Origin of the sequence: Nitrosospira sp. Nl5, from assembly GCF_900102495.1 — a bacterium.
Lineage (GTDB): Bacteria > Pseudomonadota > Gammaproteobacteria > Burkholderiales > Nitrosomonadaceae > Nitrosospira.
On the sequence record NZ_FMVQ01000026.1, the window covers coordinates 1 to 4303 of the forward strand.

Genomic DNA, 4303 nt, shown 5'->3' on the forward strand with positions numbered 1-4303 from the left:
TCCTCCTCCTCATCCTCGTCTTTCTCTTTCTTTTCGGCCTTGAGGACCATCTTGCCCTGGGTGCGGCTGGCATTGAGGTCTGTTTCGGGGGCTTCCTTGTGCACCAGGTTCTGATGGCAGTCGATGCAGGTTGCACCCTCGGTCTCCATCTTCTTGTGCGCGGCCTTGGCATCGGCACCGGGAGGCTGCGGGTTCTTGTGGCATTCGCGGCAGGTGTTGCTGTCCCACTTCTTCAGGTTCATGCGCGCATCGTGCGCCATGATGAGGCGGCGCTCGTTGAATTTCTCCAGGGTGGAATAGTCCTCGGCAAACTCCATGTACAATTCGCGCGCGCCATCGACGATGTGCGTTGCCACCGCCAGGTGGAAGTTCTTGAAGCCCTGGGGAATGTGGCAGTCCTTGCAGCCGGGGTTGGCGCCCAGCGCACCGTAGTGCGAGGAGGTCTTCAACTCCTCCGCCGGGTAGGACATGGAATGGCAGCTGGTGCAGAATTCAGTGGTGGAGACGGCGGCCTCGCCGCCGAATACCACCGCCACCATGACGATCCCCAGCAATGCACCGGTGAGCAGGGTGCCGCCTGCGCGCATGCCGGCCATTAGTCTTCCGTACTCGCTTTTTCGCCCACTTTGGCAGTGGACTGGAAGTCGTCATGGAATACGAACTTGGGCTCGCCGGTGAAGGTGCCGTCTAACTTGTAGTGCTCGTGCATGGCTTTGGCGTCCTTGACCATTTTCTTGAAGTCGAAGGTGTATTTCTTGTCCACTTCCGGGGTGAAGGGGGTATACGGTTCCTTGGCGCCTTTCCAGGGCGAGCCCTTGTAGTTCAGGTGGCAGGCGTTGCACGACTCTTCAAAGGCGAAGTCCTGCCCGGCATCAGCCAGTGTCTGGCGCGGTGCGGTCTTCTTCGATTTCTCATAGGCGGCCCCGGCCTTGCGGTGGATGCCGCGATACTTGGAGCCCGGCCCGTGGCAGGATTCGCAGCCCACGCCGGTAGTGAACTTGTTGGGGTCGGCAATGGTGTAGCCGCCTTCCTTGCCCCAGCCGTCAACGTGACAGCCCACGCAGTCCTTGTCTTTGGTGTAGTCCTTCTTGGGGTCGAGCTTGGCCTTTTTCTTGGCCTCGGCCTTGGTGTTGGGCTTGAGCGATTCCATGGCCTTGGCGTGAGCGGTCTCACCCCAGGATTCTGCCTGGCTCTTGTGACACGAACTGCATTTCTTGCGGCCTTCGAACGATTGGGCGGTGGCGGTGCCAGAGAGCACCGCAAACACGGTAGCTGCAGCAAGGGCGATTGTCAGGGAATGGCGCATGGTGTTCTCCTTCGGGCAAAGATATCCGTTGATTTGCGTTGTTATGTGAGAAAAACCCCGTTAGCCTGCATCCGAACAGGGGCAATCCATACTGTATCGCTGGTTTATGCAAACGGGTAGCACCAGTACTATGACTCTTTCTGGTACCACTGGTACCGCAGCAGTGGGCTGATCTGTCAACCAGCGCCGGGGGTGGGCGCGCCGCCGGCGGGCGGGATCCTGTAGACCCAGTAGCCGCCCTGCTGGTAGATGAGCTGCAGGGCCTGGAAGTCGAGCGGCTGGGTGGTGGTGAAGGGCAGCATCTGGGCAATGAGGGTGTTGCTGCTGGCGGGGTCGCGCAGGAAGTAGCCGCGCACCATGCTGTCGGAGAGGGATTGCAGGGTGTAGGTGGCGAAGTTGTTTTCCTGCATCCATTTCTTGAGGTAGCCGATCATGCCGTGCATGTTGCCTTCCATGGGGAAGTTCTTGTAGGCCAGGTCGAGGTGGTCGGGGCGCATCAGTCCCAGTTTGTAGAGGTCGGTGACGTGGATGACGACGTAGGCCTCCGGCGTCTCGGCGCCGGCCAGTTGGCGCAGGATGGCAACTCCCGCTTCGGGCGCGGCCACGAGGGCGTCGGCGAAGCGCTGGAAGGCGCGCTGTTCGTCGGCTGTCCCCTGGGCGCCCCAGAATCGGGCTTCGTGCTGGCGGATGGAGTCGCTGCGCGGCTGCCAGGGGGCGGGGATGATGAGGGGTTCGCCCAGGTGGGCGTTGAACAGGGTGTCGCGCCCGGCCAGCAGGCGGATCTGGCGCGAGGTGTCCCACCAGGCGAGGATGCGGGCGTCCTTGGCGGCGTGCTTGTTGATGGCGCTGGCAAGCGCGGTCAGTTCGGACAGTTTGCTGTCCATCGAGATGAGCAGTTCGTTGCTGCGGTTCTCCCAGCTGATGAGGACCGGCGGGGTATCCCCGCGCCGGGCGGTGGTGGCCAGGGCGATGGGTTCGTTCACGCCGTCGGTGTGCACCTGGTACTGGGCGATGGTGAGGTCCGGCCAGGGGTCCAGGCCCAGCTGGCTGAATTGGGCGGTATCGCCTTCCGCTGCCAGGGTGTAGCGGTAGGGGGCGGGGGCGGGGTTGAACCAGAGGTAGGCAAACCAGGCGAGCAATAATAAACCTCCCGTCACCAGGAGGATGCCCAGTGACGGGAGGAGTTTGGAGGTCAGTCCCCTCTCCGGTGGCGCCGGGTGGGCGCTATGCGGGGAGGGGGCGGAAGGTGCGGTGGAGACGGTCAATGCCCGCTTTTTTCGCGCCGGCGCCAGCCGGCTAAGGCGAGGGTGCCGGCCAGCAGCATGCCGCCGCCCAGACCACCCAGCGAGAGCTTGTCACCGGTGCTGTCGATGTCGAGCAGGCTGCTGCGCTTGGATTCCATTTTGGCCACGCGTGCCTGCAGGGCCGCCATTTCGCGGATCTTGGTGTTTTCGTCCATGATTTCGACGTAGGCGCGGTTCATCGGTCCCCAGCCTTCGGTGTAGGTCCAGCCGCCCGGGTTGACGTGGGCTAGGCCAACGTGCAGTTTGGGCAGGTCGTTTTCTCCCATTTCCAGCGCTTTGAGTTCGATGGCCGCGGGGTTGTTGTCCTTGGACCAGTAGAGCTGGGTGAAGCCGGCGAACATTTCCTTGTCGGGGGCCATGGGGGCCGGACGGTTGGTCTTCTGTCCGGTCAGCAGGCCATCCTTGTAGAGTTGCTCGGCCACGTCATGCGCTTCCTTGAATTTGGCCAGGCCGTGCAAGGTGCCTTTGTCCATGAATTCCAGGTAGGAGCGGGCGAAGCGTTCGGAGTGGCACTGGGTGCAGGTCTTGACCCAGGAGTCCAGGCGCTCTTCGGACCATTCGCTGGTGATGTTCTCGGCAATGCCGGGAACGGCAGGGTAGTTGGCCCAGCGGATCTTGCGCACGACGTTGTGGCTGTATTTGCCTTCGTATTCGAAGTGGCAGCCGGCGCAGGTGGGCGCGGTCTGTCCGCCCTTGCTGTAGGCGTCCTTGAGGGGGACGTTCCAGTTCCATTTGTCTCCCATGATGGACACGATCTTGCCGTGCTTGCTCATGGAGTAGGCTTCCCAGTTGTTGTGGTCAACTCCGCTGTGGCAGGTGGCGCAGGCTTCCGGCTGGCGTGATTCGGCCGCGGAGAATTCATGCCGGGTGTGGCAGGAGTCGCATTTGTTCTGGTTGGTGTGGCACATGCTGCAGCCTTCGGCAATTTCGCGCTGGGGCATGGCGGCAAATACGGCGACTTCAACGTTGGCTTTCCAGTCCAGGGCGTGCGAGGGACGTCCCTGCGGCCATTGTTTGTTGGGCCAGATGAGGGTGTCGCGCTCGGATTCGCGCTCGGCGAATTCCTGCAGGTGGCAGGTGCCGCAGACGTCGGCCGTGGGCATGCGCAGATCAGTCATGTGGTCGGCTTTTTTCTTGGTGTTGATGTCGACGTGGCAGTCGATGCAGCCGACTTCCTTGAGCTTTTCGTTGGCCCCCAGCCGGTTCATGGAGCGCAGGTTGTTCTCGACGTCTTCCAGTTTGGCTTTCTTGTAGTAGATGGGGTCGTTAGGCTTTAACGCCCGGATCTTGTCTAAGTTGGCGTGGCTGCTCTTCTTCCAGGCGTTGACCCATACCGGCGATTCGTCGGTGTGGCATTTGACGCATTCTTGCCGGTCGGCCACTTCTTTCATGGAGGTGGGGGGCTTGTAGAAGGAGGCAGGGTCCATGTACATGCTGTAGGGTACCGGTTCCCAGTATTGCGCCAGGGTCCCGCGTCCGGCACCTTGTGCCGGGTCCTTGTAGCGCTTGGTGATCGCTTCGTGCAGTTGCTTAGGGGTGGCCGATTCTTCCAGGTTCAGCGCTTTGTATGTCTCTTTCGGTACACTCGGAAAGTTCGCGTAGGACGTCGCCGCCATCAACGCCCCAAATGTGAGCACCATTAGCCTCAGCCCAAGCTTGACTACCATTTCGTTTCTCCTTTGTTTGCCGTAAT

Annotated in this window: 4 protein-coding genes; all 4 read right to left on the reverse strand. The window is 61.4% G+C overall.

The window, feature by feature from the left end; translation table 11 throughout:
• The coding region (locus tag BLP45_RS14170) for a NapC/NirT family cytochrome c (RefSeq protein ID WP_143002454.1) at window positions 1-596 on the reverse strand (596 nt) is incomplete at its 3' end.
• Window positions 596-1306, reverse strand: coding sequence for a cytochrome c-550 CycA (cycA, locus tag BLP45_RS14175; protein WP_090373143.1), 711 nt, complete (start codon window positions 1304-1306; stop codon window positions 596-598). The genes BLP45_RS14170 and cycA, both read right to left, overlap by 1 nt.
• A 176-nt stretch (window positions 1307-1482) precedes the next feature.
• Window positions 1483-2571 (reverse strand): hydroxylamine oxidation protein HaoB, encoded by a 1089-nt coding sequence (gene haoB / locus BLP45_RS14180; protein ID WP_371128765.1) that lies wholly within the window; start codon window positions 2569-2571, stop codon window positions 1483-1485.
• Window positions 2568-4277, reverse strand: a complete 1710-nt coding sequence (locus BLP45_RS14185; protein WP_090373144.1) for a multiheme c-type cytochrome — start codon at window positions 4275-4277, stop codon at window positions 2568-2570. The genes haoB and BLP45_RS14185 overlap by 4 nt, the downstream gene beginning before the upstream one ends.
• Window positions 4278-4303 lie beyond the last annotated feature (26 nt).